This is a genomic window from Corallococcus sp. CA053C, assembly GCF_003611675.1.
GTDB lineage: Bacteria > Myxococcota > Myxococcia > Myxococcales > Myxococcaceae > Corallococcus.
In genome coordinates this window covers 26,779-40,448 of the sequence record NZ_RAWA01000036.1, presented here as the reverse complement: position 1 = coordinate 40,448, position 13,670 = coordinate 26,779, and the positions used below count along the sequence as shown (strand labels likewise).

Annotated in this window: 18 protein-coding genes; 11 read left to right on the top strand and 7 right to left on the bottom strand. The window is 68.1% G+C overall.

The genetic code is table 11. The features are described from left to right. Positions 1-95: 95 nt before the first annotated feature. From D7V97_RS07530 to D7V97_RS44055, 6 genes are all read right to left on the bottom strand, one after another. Positions 96-1,124 (bottom strand): HK97 family phage prohead protease, encoded by a 1,029-nt coding sequence (locus tag D7V97_RS07530; protein WP_120609914.1) that lies wholly within the window; start codon positions 1,122-1,124, stop codon positions 96-98. Between the two features lie 27 nt (positions 1,125-1,151). Beyond that, entirely contained in the window at positions 1,152-2,507 is a 1,356-nt protein-coding gene (locus tag D7V97_RS07525; RefSeq protein ID WP_120609913.1) for a phage portal protein, read from the bottom strand. A 34-nt stretch (positions 2,508-2,541) separates the two neighbouring features. After that, positions 2,542-2,967: a hypothetical protein gene (locus D7V97_RS07520; protein ID WP_147444734.1), complete on the bottom strand. Its 426-nt coding sequence runs from the start codon at positions 2,965-2,967 to the stop codon at positions 2,542-2,544. A gap of 55 nt (positions 2,968-3,022) precedes the next feature. After that, entirely contained in the window at positions 3,023-4,540 is a 1,518-nt protein-coding gene (locus D7V97_RS07515; RefSeq protein WP_120609911.1) for a terminase family protein, read from the bottom strand. Beyond that, positions 4,530-5,132 (bottom strand): hypothetical protein, encoded by a 603-nt coding sequence (locus D7V97_RS07510; RefSeq protein WP_120609921.1) that lies wholly within the window; start codon positions 5,130-5,132, stop codon positions 4,530-4,532. Before D7V97_RS07510 ends, D7V97_RS07515 begins: the two co-directional genes overlap by 11 nt. A 255-nt stretch (positions 5,133-5,387) precedes the next feature. Beyond that, positions 5,388-6,005: a hypothetical protein gene (locus tag D7V97_RS44055; RefSeq protein WP_147444733.1), complete on the bottom strand. Its 618-nt coding sequence runs from the start codon at positions 6,003-6,005 to the stop codon at positions 5,388-5,390. A 1,070-nt stretch (positions 6,006-7,075) separates the two neighbouring features. On the opposite strand from D7V97_RS44055, the gene D7V97_RS07500 reads away from it, so the two are divergent. From D7V97_RS07500 to D7V97_RS07480, 6 genes are all read left to right on the top strand, one after another. Further along, positions 7,076-7,399: a hypothetical protein gene (locus tag D7V97_RS07500; RefSeq protein WP_147444732.1), complete on the top strand. Its 324-nt coding sequence runs from the start codon at positions 7,076-7,078 to the stop codon at positions 7,397-7,399. Between the two features lie 70 nt (positions 7,400-7,469). Further along, positions 7,470-7,715, top strand: a complete 246-nt coding sequence (locus D7V97_RS44050) for a hypothetical protein (RefSeq protein ID WP_147444731.1) — start codon at positions 7,470-7,472, stop codon at positions 7,713-7,715. A gap of 57 nt (positions 7,716-7,772) precedes the next feature. Next, positions 7,773-8,258, top strand: a complete 486-nt coding sequence (locus D7V97_RS07495; RefSeq protein WP_233582561.1) for an NlpC/P60 family protein — start codon at positions 7,773-7,775, stop codon at positions 8,256-8,258. A 59-nt stretch (positions 8,259-8,317) separates the two neighbouring features. Next, positions 8,318-8,857, top strand: a complete 540-nt coding sequence (locus D7V97_RS07490) for a hypothetical protein (RefSeq protein ID WP_120609908.1) — start codon at positions 8,318-8,320, stop codon at positions 8,855-8,857. Between the two features lie 47 nt (positions 8,858-8,904). After that, the gene (locus D7V97_RS07485; RefSeq protein WP_147444730.1) at positions 8,905-9,537 is read left to right on the top strand and encodes a hypothetical protein; all 633 of its coding nucleotides are present in this window, start codon (positions 8,905-8,907) and stop codon (positions 9,535-9,537) included. Between the two features lie 32 nt (positions 9,538-9,569). Beyond that, complete coding sequence (locus tag D7V97_RS07480; RefSeq protein WP_233582560.1) at positions 9,570-9,749, top strand: hypothetical protein; 180 nt, start codon at positions 9,570-9,572, stop codon at positions 9,747-9,749. 74 nt (positions 9,750-9,823) lie between these two features. On the opposite strand, the gene D7V97_RS44045 is transcribed toward D7V97_RS07480, so the two are convergent. Beyond that, entirely contained in the window at positions 9,824-10,648 is an 825-nt protein-coding gene (locus D7V97_RS44045; protein ID WP_147444729.1) for a hypothetical protein, read from the bottom strand. Positions 10,649-10,826: 178 nt separating this feature from the next. On the opposite strand from D7V97_RS44045, the gene D7V97_RS44580 reads away from it, so the two are divergent. The 5 genes from D7V97_RS44580 (at position 10,827) to D7V97_RS07460 (ending at position 13,664) form a co-directional block, all read left to right on the top strand. Beyond that, positions 10,827-10,973, top strand: a complete 147-nt coding sequence (locus D7V97_RS44580; RefSeq protein WP_158623305.1) for a hypothetical protein — start codon at positions 10,827-10,829, stop codon at positions 10,971-10,973. Between the two features lie 8 nt (positions 10,974-10,981). Continuing rightward, positions 10,982-11,140: a hypothetical protein gene (locus D7V97_RS44575; protein ID WP_158623304.1), complete on the top strand. Its 159-nt coding sequence runs from the start codon at positions 10,982-10,984 to the stop codon at positions 11,138-11,140. Between the two features lie 328 nt (positions 11,141-11,468). Next, positions 11,469-12,131, top strand: coding sequence for a DNA-processing protein DprA (locus D7V97_RS07470; RefSeq protein WP_199728734.1), 663 nt, complete (start codon positions 11,469-11,471; stop codon positions 12,129-12,131). After that, entirely contained in the window at positions 12,122-12,811 is a 690-nt protein-coding gene (locus D7V97_RS07465) for a hypothetical protein (protein ID WP_120609903.1), read from the top strand. The genes D7V97_RS07470 and D7V97_RS07465 overlap by 10 nt, the downstream gene beginning before the upstream one ends. A 145-nt stretch (positions 12,812-12,956) precedes the next feature. Beyond that, positions 12,957-13,664, top strand: coding sequence for a site-specific DNA-methyltransferase (locus D7V97_RS07460; protein WP_120609902.1), 708 nt, complete (start codon positions 12,957-12,959; stop codon positions 13,662-13,664). The last annotated feature ends 6 nt before the right edge of the window (positions 13,665-13,670 follow it).

Here is a 13,670-nt window from a genome sequence, read left to right as displayed (position 1 = left end):
GTGGTGGCCGGCGCGGTGGGGGCGGCCTTCGTCTTCGTGGTCATCGGTCGGAACTCCGGGGTGAGAAAGTGGTTGAGGGGAGAGAAGGGCCGGCCCTACACGGCGGGCGGGCAGAGCGCCGCGTACGCACGCAGGTCCCGGGGCGAGAGGGCCTTGGACTGCTCGACGGAGAAGCCGAATTCCTTGCGGACGAGGCGGCGCAGCGCCTTCGCCTCTTCCTCGGGGAGCGGCGCGTCCGCCGCCGCGTCGGGCTCCTCGTCCTCCTCCTCGGCCGCCGGCTCAGCCACGTCCTCCGCGCGCGCCAGCCACCCCTTCACGGCCTCGATGTCGGTGGGCTGGCCGTCGCGCAGCGCCTCCGCCAAGCCGAGCAGCTCCTCGTCGTCGCTCTCGGTGGCGAGGAAGGCCTCTGCCAGTGCCTTGCCGGCTTCGAGGTACTCCACGAGCGCTTCGGCGAACGCCTTGGGCGTCAGGTCCTCGGCCGGTGCCGTCTCGTCGGGCTCACCCTCCGCCGCCTTCCCCTCGGCGGGCGCGGGCGCGGTTTCCTCCTCGTCGTCCTCGTCCGCCTTCGTGGCGGTCAGCTTGTCGAGGGACTTCGTCAGGGCCGCCTGGGTCAGCGCGAGGCCGTTGAGGGCCGCAACCAGCACTGCCTCACCTCCGGCTGCCTGCCCGCCCATGGAGCGCACGCGGACGGCGTCCTCGTTCGCCCCCACGTTGACGATGCTGACCTCGACCAGGTGCACGAGAGGGAAGTCGAGGCCGCCCTCGGTGTTCGGCACCGGGTCGTAGCCCTCCACGGGGATGAAGCCGATGGAGCAGGCGTCCAGGGTGTCGGCCTTGATCTTGGCCTCGACCTCCTGTGAGCGCGCGCCAATGCCATCGCAGCGCGGCTCCATCATCCACACGCCGCCCTCCTGGAAGCAGCGCGCCTTGCCGATGGCGGGCTCCCAGCTCGCATGGCCCCACAGAAGCGGCCTCGTCAGCTCGGGTCCGTCAGCCTTGATGCCCAGGATTCTGTCCCTGTGGCGGTCGAGCTTCGCGGAGGTGATCTGGAACACCGGGGCCTGCGTCCCGGCGGTAGGGGCGGAGCCGTCAAGCAGCTTCCTGCGGATGGAGAGGGTGCGCATGCCCTGAGAGAAGGGCCGGCCGCTTCGCTACACGCGGCCCTCTTCGCCGCTACGGTCCCGGGGCGGGTTGGGCGTGGCGTTCGCCGCGGCGGACGCGACGTTGTTGCCGCCGCCGGCGCCGGGCATCGGAAGCGGGCGCTTCCCGTCGAGCTCCGGATCCGGCTCGTACCCGGCCAGGATGCGCACCTCGTTCCATGTGAAGGCCTCGGTGACGGGCGTCGTCATGAGGCGGAAGACGCGCTCCCACTCCTGAGGGCGCGGGTCCTCGTAGTCGAGGATGGCGTCCCGGTCGACGAGCGGCACGAGCACGAGCTGGAGGTACGCGCGGAGGAACTCCAGACGCGGAGACACCGCGTATTCGGCCAGGTGGTACTTCGCGGACTCGGACGTGCTGCGGTTGCTGCTGGAGAGGTCGCCCACCAGCTCCGGCGGCACGTTGTATGTCTGGCGGACGTAGGCCCGCTGGCCCTTCGCCAGTTCCTCCGCCTGCAGCTCGCGGTAGTTCACCGTCACCTGGGCGAGGCTCACGCCGGCCGGGGCGAACCAGAGCTTCCCCGCGTTCTCGGGCCCGCGGTGCGACTCATTGAAGCGCTTCTCCAGGTCATCCGCCGCCTCCTCCTGGTCGACGTCGTCCTTCTTCGAGTCCATGCCGACGATGGCCTGCGGCACGCCGCCGCGCTCGAACACGGCCTTCGCGCTCCGGTCGATGGCCTCCATCGTGTCGAGCTGGTCGCCGACTGCGAGCCCTCGCCCAGCGCCGCGCCCGTGGGGGTTCTCCGGGTCCAGGTGCTTCAGCCAGAGGATGTGCGCGGCGGGGACGCCCACGTGCGCCTGGTTGTACGAGAGGACGAACTCCGGCCGCCCGGGCTGAGGCGTCTGGTGAACGCAGTGGGGCGGTACCACCTCCCAGCCCACGGGGCGCCCGTCAGCGCCGAGGCGCAGCCAGAGGAACGTCTCGCCGACCAGGTCCAGGTGCAGCTGCATCAGCTTGAGCAGCTCGCGCCCGGGGAACTGGGGGTGTGGAGCCTCCAGCAGGTTCAGCAGCTCGTGCGCGGGCAGCTCGACGAGCGCGCCGGCCCTGACGCCATCGGCCAACGCCTTCTTCCGCTCGCCGGAGACCGGGCTCCGCCAGCGAGGATCGGCGCCCGACTTCCCGTAGCTGCTGCCGACGCGCTTGTAGACCTTCCACCGTGGTGTGGCGACGGCGTCCGCGACGGTGTCCACCACGGCCCGAAGCCACCCGTTCTCCCGGTAGGCCGCGAGCACCTCACGGCTGCCTCTACGCGGGGAGAAGCTGAAGAGGGGCAGGCCGTTGACGAGGGGGCCCCGGCGCGTGGGAAGAAAGCCCAGGGCCTTGATGGTGCGGCGGAAGAGGGAGGCCATGTCCCACCAGAAGGGCCGCCTCCCTGCGGCGGGGCTACTCCTTCTGCTCGGACCGCGCCTTCGCCTCGGCGTCCAGTTCAGCCTGGGTGATGACGGTCCCGGTGAAGTCGAAGTACACGGGGCCATCAGCATTGAGGCTGTATTGAGTCACGTACACGGGGTCGATCTTGAAGATGCCGTGCTCAGGGACATACGTCCCCTCCCAGAAGTGGGTTGACGTCTTGGACTGGGAGGCACGTCTGCCCTCGCGCGCCTCAATGACCACGGTATGGGTCTGCGGCCCTCCAATCACGTATGCATTGACGGCAAACCAGCTCAAGGACTTGCTCTCCGCCGAGTCCATCGCTGTGAGGATCTTGGAGTAGGGAAGGAAGCCGTCCTGAGCAATCGGAGGACTGTAGTCATGCCTCCAACCGGGCCGTTCCCGATATCTCGGAGTCTTCTTCTTCGTGCTCTTCATCTGCCCCCCTTAGGCGTTGAGGAACGGCAACTGTACGGTGCGGCGTGTGCCCGGGCTACTCCGCTTCGTCGTCATCTTCGCCGGTGGGTAGGCTCTCAGCCACGCCGCGCTCCGCCGCGCCCGCGTTCTTCTTCTTCTTGCAGACGTACTTGTAGATGGGCCATGCGAAGGCGTCCGCGCGGTCATCGCGTCCGTGGCCGCCCTCTTGGCCCGTGAACTTGCCAAGCTGCTCCTCGAGCTTCTTGTGCTTGCCCACCATGTGGACGAGCCCGGCCTCCGCCATTGCGGACACCGGCGCGGCGCGCTCCGCCTTCGACTGCATGGCGCGCTCCGTCTTCACCTTCACCTTGGCGACCTGGCGGATGGTGCTCTTCACCATGCTGCCGCCGGTGTTCGTCTCGGCGAAGATCCACGCGCGGGGCCTGCCACGCCCATCCTTCTTCGCGAGCGGCTCCCAGGCCCGGAGGCAGTCCACGGCCTTCTTCGCCCAGGCGCTGGGCTCAGGCGACTGGAGCGAGGCGTCCTGGAGGACGTAGACGTGGTCGAGGCCGTCCGCTTCCTCGCGCACGCCCACCACGACGATGCCGTGCAGGTCCGCCGACTTCTTCTCGCCCGTCGCGGGGTCGACAGCGACGACGATGTAGTCGAACTCCGTCGGCCGGGACTTCGTCGGGACGCGCGTCGCGTCCCAGTTCACCCGGCGGTACAGCGCGGGGTCCATCGAGAAGGAGAGCTCGCCGCGGAACTCGCGCCGGCCCTCCGTCGTGTTCATCACCCGGCGCACGTAGCGGAGGTAGGCCGGGTCGAGGTTCTCCTTGTTCTCCAGCGTGGAGCTGCGCGCGAGCACGAGGCCCTCGCGGTCGCTCAGCATCTCCTTGAAGAGGGGCGTCGGGGCCGGCGTGGTCGTGATGACCATGCGCGCGCACAGGCCCAGCCTCCGCATGCGCGAGCTGAGGAGGCGGTTGACGGCCCGGCACTCCTTGTAGACGGCAATGGCGTCGCCCTTCCACGCCACCGGCTCGTCCGCCCAGATGAACGTGTACTGGTGCCCGCGGAACTTGTCGGCGTTCTTCGCCGGCAGCCACGTGGCCTGCGCGCCGTTGGGCCACACGAGGCGCCGCTTCGACTTCTCCAGCTTCGGGTAGAACCAGGGCGGGGAGAGCGCGAGGATGCCGCTCGTGCCCTCAATCTGGTTCTTCACGATCTCCGAGTACGTGGGCCCGACGATGAGGATGCGCGCTTCGGGGTCCGCGCGGGCCTCGTCGATGACCGCCGCGGAGCCGGCGAACGTCTTGCCGGTGCCACGGCCCCCCATGAAGAAGAAGGTGCGGTAGTCCGCTGGCGGGCGCTGGACGGGCCGGAGGGAGTACTCCGACTCGTAGAAGAGGACGACCAGCTCCTGCGCGGTCAGCGCGAGCGCGTCCACGACGCTGGTCGGCTTCCCCGCGCGGCGCCGTGCGGCGAGCGCCAGGCGCTGGACCCTGGAGTAGCGGCCGTGCGTCTCCGACGTGATGACGGTGATGCCGGCGAGGAGCCGCTCGCCCTCTTCGAGGACGGCGGCGCTAGCTACCATCGCCCTCGTCCTCGTCGCCCTCGTCCGCCTCCGGAGGCGGCTCCGCGAGGGCCCTCGCCTCCTGGTCGTACTCCTCCAGGAAGCGCGTCATCTTCTCGTCGAGCTTCGCGCGCGCCTCGTCCGGGGTGATGAACTCGAACATCGGCCCGTGGCCGTTGCCTGTCGGTGCCGCTGCCTCGCGCGGGACGGTGAAGTCCTTCGGTGCCGCGACGGCCAAGCGCCACCGGATGACCTTGTCGTTGATGTCCTTGTCGGTGATGGCATCCGTCGAGGCCTCCACCAGCGTCATCTGGTACGAGGCCTCGGCCCGCTCCACCTCCTGGACGAACTCGGTGTAGCGGCTGCGCTTCCCCGCTTCGATGGCCTCGCGCCCGCGCCGCAGCCAGTTCTGGAGGCGTCCCTCGGTGGTGCCCGCGAGCCCAGCGGCGATCCGCTTCGTCGCCCCCTTCCGGAGCTGCGTCACCAGCTCCGTCTGGATGGCGTACGTCAGGGTGCTGGCGGGGCCCGCCCACTTCCCCTTCCGTCCCGGGCGTGCCTTCCCGGCCGGCTTGCCGGGAGGGTGCTTCGGGTCGTAGCCGCGCGGGGGAGACACACCCTCCAGAAGGGCCGGCTACCCCTGCGCGTGGGGACCGCGCGGCTCAGCGGGTGCTCATGGCGTCCAGGCCCACCGGGACACTCTCCAGGCAGGCTGAGGGACGAGCTCGTCACGTCAGCGCCCGTCATCCATGCACCGTTGGAGGCCGAGCGAGAATGCCATGCCGACCGGCCCCAGCAGCGGACAAATGCTACCGACATTTCAGGTCAGCACACGGCCTTAACCAATGGCTATGAGTTTAAGGCTTGGGACTCACAGCTCTTGGAGTCTTTGTTCCAGGTCTCCAGACTGGTGCATCGAGAAGAGCGAACACGCATCGACATGCCTGCTTGATGAAGTACTCGCAATTTCAACGACTCCGTCTTCAACCTCAACCGTGAATCGGCCATCCTCTTCGGGCCCAGCGGCGGTTTCGCGCATGAAGCGCCTCCAGACGTTCCTTGGCAACTCTACGGTCGGCCTGCCCGTACGTCGCGCGAAGACAGTCAACGCATGTACGAAGTCCTTCACGTCAGAGCCAGGACAAGAGTCGAGTTGGCACCTCCCTTGAGCCGGAAGTCCTCCTGTTCGACAATGGCATCCATCGGTAGCCAGATCCATGACGACGAGTCGCCGACCAATGGAGTCCTTGCTATAGACGATATGGTAACTCTCCACATCCGCCGTGCCGATCATCGACGATCCGATGAACTCTTGGGAAGGGATAGCGTCGGGACTTCCGCTGTTGTGGCCAGCCTCGATCGCAAGGGCAGCGAGCTTCAGGTCGATTCTGGCTCTCATGGGCGCTTGCAGTGCATCGTGCAACGCCGCCTCAAATCGTGAATTATAGGTGACGTTGTACGGCAGGAGATTCGGCTGTCTGCTGGGCATGGGCACATCCTTCCTCTGGTGTGCCAATCTGGCAGCGCATTGTTTAACTGTATAGGGGCACCGAAATCTGGTGAGGAGATGAGTGCCTTCGTTATTTGGGACTCCGGCGGAGAGGCGCCCCTTCCACTCATGCCCGGGCAGCAGGGCGGCCCGTCACCCAGGTGCGTGTGGCCCGCGCGGCTCGGCGGCTTCCCACGGCTGCCACGCCCACCGCGCGGGCGAGCCCACCACGACGCGGGCGAAGCGAGCGCCGTCGGGGTCCTCGTGGAAGCCGCGCGGGAGGACGACGCCGGCCGGGCACTGCGGTACGGGGCACGGCAGGTCAAGGGTGAGCCGGGCAGGGCACGTGCACGCCGGCACGACGCTCGGAGCGGTCATCGCCCGCGCCGCCGCGCCGCTGCCTTCCGGCGCTCATGCCGGTTCGGGCCTGGGCCATCGGCTACGAGGGTCGGGCCACGTATGGAGGGCGCGGCCAGTCGTAGCCCACGGTCGCGGAGCGTGTCCGCGTTGCGAAGCCCGGCGACGTCGAAGTGGAGGGCGCGCAGCTGGTCGTTGCTGATGCGGAGCGGCTCGCCGATGGGCTCGGCCTGGGCGCCTCGCTCCATCGCGACCTCCGCAGCTGTCGCCAGCGCGAGTGCCAGCCCGAAGCTGTGCCTGCGTCCTCCCAGGAGGAGGCGCTCTCCCCGCTGCTGCTGTCGCGCGTCGGTCATGCCCGGTGAGAAGGGACGACGCGCCAGCACGGCACGGCGGCGAGCCGGCAACGTGCGTGCCACCGGCCATGTGCGACAGGGTGCGCATTCCGCCCGTAGCGGAAAGAGGGCGTGTCCTACATGCCCCCGGGGGTGGGGGACCCCCAAACCGGCCAAAATTCGGGATTGCTCGGCGCGCTGCAATCTTGCGCGACGGATTCCTCCGGAAATTCAGAGCGAGATCTGAAAGACGACCCCCCATTTTTTTGGGGCTGGGCCGTTCCTGGCGGCCCGTAGGCGCGTCTTTCCGCCCGGCGCGGGGCTTTGGACGTCCAGCGCCCGCGTGGCGTGGCGGGCCTGCGGCGGCCCTTCTGTCCGGGCATGAGCGCCTCCCCCGCCCAGACCGAACCCAGCAGCCCCATCTCGTCGGGCACCACCCTGACGCTCTCCCTCGCGGGCAGCCTCGTCATCGCCGCCTTCAGCGCGGGCGGTACCTACGCGCTGATGACACGCCTGCAGCAGGACGTGGTGGACGTGCGTGCCAAGCAGGACGCCCAGGCCAACGCCCTCCACGCCACGGAGCTGCGCCAGGAGCGGATGGACGGCGTGCTGACCGGCATCCGCAACGACGTGAGCGAGATGAAGGGGCTGCTCCAGCGGGCCGTGGAGGAACCGCGGCCCGCGCTCTACCGCCCGCGTCCGTAGGCCTTGGTGGTTCAGTGCATGTCAGACGCCTACTTATAGTGGCCTCTCCCACACAAAGGAGGGCAGAACCATGGCCACGACCGTTATGAAGTACAGCTTTGACCTGAGTCCTCGGGCGCAGGAGCAGCTTTCTCAGCTACCTCCCACCGTCGAAACCCATCTCAGAACCTGGCTCGATCAGCCCAGGAGGGCGCCTGTAGAGGGACACGGCAGCGGTGGAGTCGGGGTTGCCAATCTCGGCGAGCATGATGCGGTGCTCAAAATTGATCACGTCGAGCGACACGTGCGAGTCGAGAGCGTGTTGCCGAAGCTGTAGCGCCCGCTGAGCGGCGCCCCTTCTCCGGGGAACACCTCGCAGTCCCCGGAGACCGCCGTGCCCATCACCTCGCAGCGTGCCGCCTTCCTCTCCCTCGTCCTCGCGCAGATGCACGCGCCCTACCGCTGGGGCGCGAAGGGAGAGCGCGCAGCGAACGGCGCCCAGCTCTTCGACTGCTCCGGGCTGGTGACGTGGTGCCTGCACCAGGTGGGCGGGCCCGACTGGCGCGCGACCCACAACACCGACCGCCTGTGGGACGAGTGCCGGCCGGTGGCGAGCGAGGCGGAACTGCTCGCCGGGGACCTCGTGCTGTACGGGCGCGCTGGCCACACGATGCTGCAGGGGCGGCCGGTGACGCGCCCCGACCCGGACCACGTCATGGTGTACGTGGGCGCGGGCGTGGTGGTGGGCGCCTCCGGCGGCGGCAGCACGACACGCACGCTGGAGGATGCGGCGCGCGCCGATGCCAAGGTGAAGGCCTTCGCCCGCATCACGTACCGGGCGGACGTCCTGGGCTTCCGGCGGCTGCCGTTCGTCTCCTGACGCGGCCGCCGCCCCTTCCTCCTGGTGCAGCTCACCCGCCGCACCAGGAGAAGCACCGCATGACCACCGCCACCCCGTACAGCCCGCCCCCCGAAGTCCTGGCCACCGCCGAGAAGTCGCTGGCACTGGCTAGCCCCTACGAGATCGCACGCGCCGCTTTGTTCTACATCGTCTACTGCGGCGTCACCGGCGGGCGCTCCGCCGTGACGGGCGCCGAGCTGCCCCCGTTCGAGAAGTGCCCGATGCTGGTGCGCGCCGCGTGGCTCGCGGTCGCCCAGGCGATCAACACCCCGGTCGCGTCCGTGGTTCCCCCGGGCCAGCCGTTGTCGATGCCGGCCCAGAAGCCCAGCCCCGGTCGCATCGTCCTCTACTGCCTCGGCGACGAGGGCGGCACCCGGAAGGGCGAGGTGCGGCCCGGCATCGTCGTGTCCCTGCGGGCGCCGGACCCGATGACGCCGAACATCCAGGTCCTGGGCGACGGGCCGAGCGACAACTTCGACGCGGCCGGCGGGCACGGCGGCGAGCACATCTGGCGCGGCACGGTGCCCTTCGGTGGGCCGGACAAGCCCGGCACCTGGTTCTGGCCGCCCCGCGTGTGAGGCGCCCCTTCTTCGTGGTGCAGCTCAACCCCATCAGGAGCAGCACCATGAAGAAGTCCCTCACCCTGACCGCCATCCTCGCGGTCGTCCTCACCGCGCCCGTGGCCCTGGCCCAGGCGTCCACCGGCACCAGCGCGGAGCCGAGCATCCAGTCCGTGCTGGTGGCGGCGGGCGTCGCCGTCGTCCCCGTCGTGGCCACCGCGCTGGCGGGCCTCATTGCCGCCGCGCTCCTCGCGCTCACGAAGAAGCTGAATGCCCAGGCGGCTGACTCGAAGCTGGCCCAGGTGGGGGCCCGCGCCTCCATGGTGACGGAGGCCATCGTCCGTGAGCTGGAAGTGACGATGCGTCCGAAGCTGGAGGAGGCCGTCGCCGATGGCATCCTCTCGGCCGCCGAGCTGGCGAAGCTCAAGGCCGAAGCCCTGGCCCAACTCAAGGAGAGCCTGGGGGAGCATGGGATGAAGGAGCTGCAGGAGGTGCTGTCGCTCACCGCCGGCAGCATCGGCACCTTCCTGGGCGGGCTCATCGAGGCGGCCGTGGACCGGATGAAGGCGAGCAAGACGGCGCCCGTCGTCGGCTTCACGGAGGAGTTCGTCTCCGCCGCGCAGTCGCTGGGCGCCATCGGCAGCACGGCGGCGCTGGCCCCGGCCACGGCGGTCCCTACGACGCCCCGCGCGCAGTAGTTGCCGCGGGGCTGTCGCGGGTGCTGCGTGACGTGCCGGTCCGCACCGGCTACCTGGAGGCGTCTGCCGGCGTCTCCTCCCTCTCGGGCGCGTACGCGCGCCTTGAGGGTGGGGCGAGGCTCCGGCAGGACTTGGGCCTCTTCGCCTTCGCGGAGGCCAACCAGCGCGAGCGGATGGCCGGCGTGGGCGCGCGGTGGACGTTCGGCTGGTGAAGCACCACGGCCCACTCCTGGATGGACAGGAGTGGGCCGCCCGCCCTCACCGACTCTAGCCGACCTGCTAGTCGTCAGGGCGTGATAGGCGTGCCTGCGTCATCAGTCCAGCCGCTCCGCTTCAATTGTGCGCCCATGCTCGACTCGGATAGGCCGTGCTTTGCTTCGAGTGGAGCCATCAACCTCTTAAGGTGATCCTCCAATTCAATGACGGATTTGGCGACACCAAATTTCCACTCGGGACGTTCTCTTTGTTCAAGCTCGTTGAGGCAAAATCTAAAATTGACCTTGTATGTCTTGCCCTTGAATTCGGTGTCCTGAGCCACCTGTTCGTCTAAATGCGTCAGCGGTGTTGCCAGTGGTCCGTCTAGCAAGGCCTCAACGAGCGCAACGGTTTCCGGGTCGAGATGTGGTGTGTAACGGGTCAGTGCTGTTTCAAGTCTCGCGGCTGCCATCTTTGCCGCAGTCTGGACAATGTCGGCGTTCGTGCGATCGTTGGTTGGTATGATGAATTTGTCCCGAAGATCCACGTCGCAGATTATGTCCAGCTCTGATGTTAAGAGTGCTCGCCCAAAGCCATATCTCGTGCGCGGCGCGACAGGCATTTTCTCAATTCCGAGCTGGCGGGCGGATTCGACTAGCATGGCGGTCGCCGCTTCGATTCGCCCCAGCGCGTGAAGCTTCATGTTTTCCTGGCGCAAGGCGGTTGCACGCTTTTCTTCGTTGCCACTGTAGATGGTTATCGCCGAGATGATGGTGCCCGCAAGAGCGAAGGCGCAAAGCGCCCATGTCCAAATCGATATCCGGCGAAACTTCCGGAGCTCTTTGTCGTACTCTGCGCTGATGACGCCGAGGATCGTTGCTGCGAGCGTGAGGACGAGCCCCAGATAGTCCGTCATAACCCTTATCTCCAAGGCGGGTCGCCGCCAACCTGAGCGACGGTATAGGGGCATCTCGACGCCCGCAAAAGCACGGCGAGGTCACCAGGGCGCGCGTCGCCATCGGCAGAAAGGAATGCTTGCCGCCTCGGGGTGGCGGATGCGATGCACGCCGGGGCGCCGCCCCTTCTGTCCGAGCATGGACAACGCGGCAGGCGGAGACTCCGGGCGGTGCGAGGTGCGGCTGGTGCTGCCGTACCCGCCCAGCGCGAACGCGTACTGGACGCCGTCCCGGGGGCGCGGGCTGGTGCCCTCCGGCGAGGCCCTGGCCTACAGGCGGCTGTAGCCCGACTGGTGGCGTCTACCAGCGCCAAGCTGCTCGCTGGTCCCGTGCGCTTCTCCCTCACCGCGTACCGTCCGCGGCTCCGGGAGCACCTGGGCCTCTTCGCCTTCGCGGAGGCCAACCAGCGGGCGGATGGCCGGCGCGGCGTGCGATGGACGTTCGGCGGGTGACGTGTTCGACCGACCAAGTGTAGCGGTGCGCTTCTCAAAGCGAACCGCTACACCTCTCTGGTCCCGGTGCTACATGTCTGTTGATGCGGGTCCATTGGCACCCCTACCTCGCGCTGTTGGGAATCCGTGCATACGTTGACAGGCGCGTCGGTGGGACCGGAGACTGGTCGCTCTTTCGGGGGCAACCGTGCAAGAAATCGCGTGGCGTGGGGAGCTAACGGATGATGGTGGGTCGGTAGCCCACGTTTGGGGAAGTCCCATGGCCAGAGCGAGTACCGCGAGGACCAACTCGTATATCCCCCCGGCCCATCACGCCACTGCTCCCCTGGTGGCGCTGCTGGATGGTGCGCGCGCCGTCCCAGAAATAGAGCGTCAGCGCTTCGCGGCAGGCGAGGGGACGACGCTGTACTACGCCGGTGACCTTTCTCTTCTGACGCGGCCCTGTGTCTCCATCGTTGGTACGCGGCAAGTGTCGCCTGCGGGGGCCGCCAGGGCTCGCCGGCTCGCGAAGGAACTGGTGGCCGCTGACGTGGTGGTGGTGTCGGGGCTTGCCAAGGGCGTTGACGCCAACGCGCACAACTCAGCGCTCGAAGCAGGGGGGCGCACGGTTGCCGTCATCGGCACTCCCCTGGAAAAGGCGTACCCGGCGGAGAACAAGCACCTGCAGGAGCGAATTTATCGGGAGCATCTGCTGGTCTCACAGTTCGCGCCGGGCAGCAGAGTGTATCAGGGCAACTTCCCTGCACGGAACCGCGTCATGGCGGCACTCTCCGACGCTACTGTCATCATTGAGGCAGGCGAGACTTCCGGCACGCTTCACCAAGCGGTGGAGTGTCGGAAGCTCGGCCGGTGGTTGTTCATTGCGAAGTCCGTTGTCGAGAACCCCGACCTCACATGGCCGCAAGGGTTCATCGGGTTGCCCCGCGTGCGCGTCCTGACTTCCACCGAGGACCTGCTCTCTGCGCTCCGGGAGTCCGGTTCATGGCGGTAAAACTCGTCTGCTTTGCCTCGTACCTCACGCGTAGCGACGAGCCCTGGAGCAACGAGGACCACAACGCATCGAAGTTCATCAAGGCAATCAAGGGCAACCGGCAATTCAAGGGGTTTGCCACTGTGCCCGTGCGCAGAAACCGGCTTCGGTTAGAGATGACCAACCGGAATCAAGCGTATCGCTGGTTCGGTCACATGGCGGGTGACTACCTGAATGCCAAGTGGTTGCAGCATCTGGAGGGCCCGGCTTACATCGTTCCGCTACCGAGCAGCGAAGGCGTGGTGGGCGCCACGATTAACCGCTTCCCCGCGCTCCGCATGGCGGAGGAGCTTCAGAAGGTCACTGCGTACCATACGACGGTGCTCGACATTCTTCGGTGGCGGGAGCCGAAGCCTTCCGCGAGCAGTGCGGGCGGCAGTCGGAACGCGAATGTCCTCCGTGAGAACCTCGTAGTTACGAGCAAGCCCCCGCCAGGACCGTGCATCCTCGTCGATGACGTCTGCACGAGCGGCGGGCATCTGCGTGCAGCCGTGGCGGCGCTGGAGGCGAGCAGAAGGCTCACCGTCATCTACGCCGTGTGTGCGGGCCGAACGTGCCAGTCGCGCCCTGAAAACCCATGGGCGATTCACGTGGAAGAGCTGCAGGAAGAGCCACCAGACCCGTTCGACGTTCTCTTCTAGGGCGCGTCATCCGCCGAGCAGCGCGGGTGTACATCGGGCTTCCGTTGGATGGGGCGTGCCGGGTGGTCTGACGAGGCGGCATTCCCCGTGCATCACGCGCGCGCGTGGTGCACCCCAGCGCCACGTCCCCGACGAGGCCCCCAGAGTGAAGCCCTACTTCCAGACCGACACCATCACCCTGTTCCACGCCGACTGCCGCGACGTCCTTCCCGGACTCCCGTCCGAATCCGTGGACGTGCTCCTCACCGACCCGCCCTACGGCATGGCCTACGAGGCGAAGGGCAGGAGCGGCGCGGCCATCCGCGCGGACGGCTCCCGCCAGGGCATGCGCGTCTTCCGCCAGGCGCTCACCGCGGCGGGCCACGCGCTCAAGCCGGACCTGCACGCCTACGTCTTCTGCCACTGGGAGAGCTGGCCGGACTTCTTCGACGCGGCCTCCGCGCACCTGCGCATCAAGGGTGCCCTCGTGTGGTGGAAGGCCCGGGGCGGCATGGGCGACTGCGCGGCCGGCTACGCGCCCGACTACGAGGTGGTGCTGCACGCGGCCGGGCCGAAGCGCCGGCCGCTCACCGGGAAGCGCCACGGGGCCGTGCTCGCGGGCTACCCGCCGGTGCCCGCGCGGTCGCGGACGCACCCGACGGAGAAGCCGGTGCCCCTGCTGGCCTACCTGGTCGAGCGCTCCTGCCCGAAGGGCGGCCTCGTCCTGGATCCGTTCGCGGGCAGCGGGGCAACGCTGGTGGCCGCGCAGCAGCTCGGACGCCGGGCCGTGGGCGTGGAGCTCGAGGAGCGCTACTGCGAAGCCGCCGCGCGCCGGCTGGAGTCCGGCTGCGCCGCGCTCAAGGGCGCAGCCTGAGCGCAC